Raw genomic sequence first — 941 nt, 5'->3', positions numbered from 1 at the left:
CGCGAGGGCGGCGGGCTGGAGGTCGTTGGCGAGGGTCGGCGCCAGCGCGGCGGCGTCGCCGGCGGCCAGCGCGGCCAGCAGCGCGGGGTCGGGCTCGGGCGGGGGAACGGGGTCGGCGCCGCGCAGCCGGTCGCACTCGCGGTAGACGGCCGGGGTGGACAGGCCGCCGTCGGCGAGCGCGAAGACCCAGTGGAAGACCCCGCCCACCGGCAGCTCGGTGAGCCTCTCGCCCCTGCCCCGGCCCAGCGCCGCGCCGCCGACCAGACTGAACGGCACGTCGGAGCCCAACTCGGCGCACAGCGCGAGCAGTACGTCGCGGGGCGTGGCGGTGCCCCACAGGCGGTCGCAGGCCAGCAGGGCGCCGGCGGCGTCCGCGCTGCCGCCGGCCATCCCGCCGGCGACCGGGATGTCCTTGACGATGTCCAGCCGCACCCGGGGGTCCAGCCCGTGGTGCTCGGCCAGCAGCCGGGCGGCGCGCACCGCCAGGTTGCGGTCGTCGGTGGGCACCTGCTCGCTGCCGGGGCCGACGCAGCCGACCGAGAGCGACTCGGCCTCGGTCGCGGTGACCAGGTCGTGCAGCTCGACGGCGAGGAAGACGTTGGCCAGGTCGTGGAAGCCGTCGGGGCGCGGCGGGCCCACGGCCAGCTGGACGTTGACCTTGGCGGGCACGCGGACGGTGACGGAGGGCGCGGCGGTCATCGGTGGGTCCTCGGGAGCGGGGTCAACGGGCTTGGTGGGCCGGGGCGTTCGGCCCCGGTCGGCCAGCGGTGTCGGCGGGGCCGGTCAGTCCTGCGGCCGGTGCTCGGCGAGCCGGGCGTAGTCGGCCACGGTCAGCGACTCGCCCCTGGCGGTGGGCGGGACGCCGGCGGCCCGGCAGGCGGCCTCGGCGGCGGCCGGCGAGCCGGCCCAGCCGGCCAGCGCGGCGCGCAGCGTCTTGCGGC

The 941-nt window shown here is 79.1% G+C and carries 1 protein-coding gene and 1 pseudogene; both read right to left on the bottom strand.

All coding sequences use genetic code 11. The features are described from left to right. A partial coding sequence (locus tag EBN88_RS30035) for a 4-(cytidine 5'-diphospho)-2-C-methyl-D-erythritol kinase (RefSeq protein ID WP_122400096.1) occupies positions 1-699 on the bottom strand: 699 nt, incomplete at its 3' end. Positions 700-783: 84 nt separating this feature from the next. Further along, positions 784-941, bottom strand: a pseudogene (locus EBN88_RS30030) (16S rRNA (adenine(1518)-N(6)/adenine(1519)-N(6))-dimethyltransferase RsmA); the annotation flags it as partial.

Origin of the sequence: Streptomyces triticirhizae (genome assembly GCF_003696235.1) — a bacterium.
Classification (GTDB): Bacteria; Actinomycetota; Actinomycetes; order Streptomycetales; family Streptomycetaceae; genus Streptomyces; species Streptomyces triticirhizae.
The sequence above is the reverse complement of the archived record's forward strand: the minus strand, read 5'-3'. Positions and strand labels throughout refer to the sequence as shown.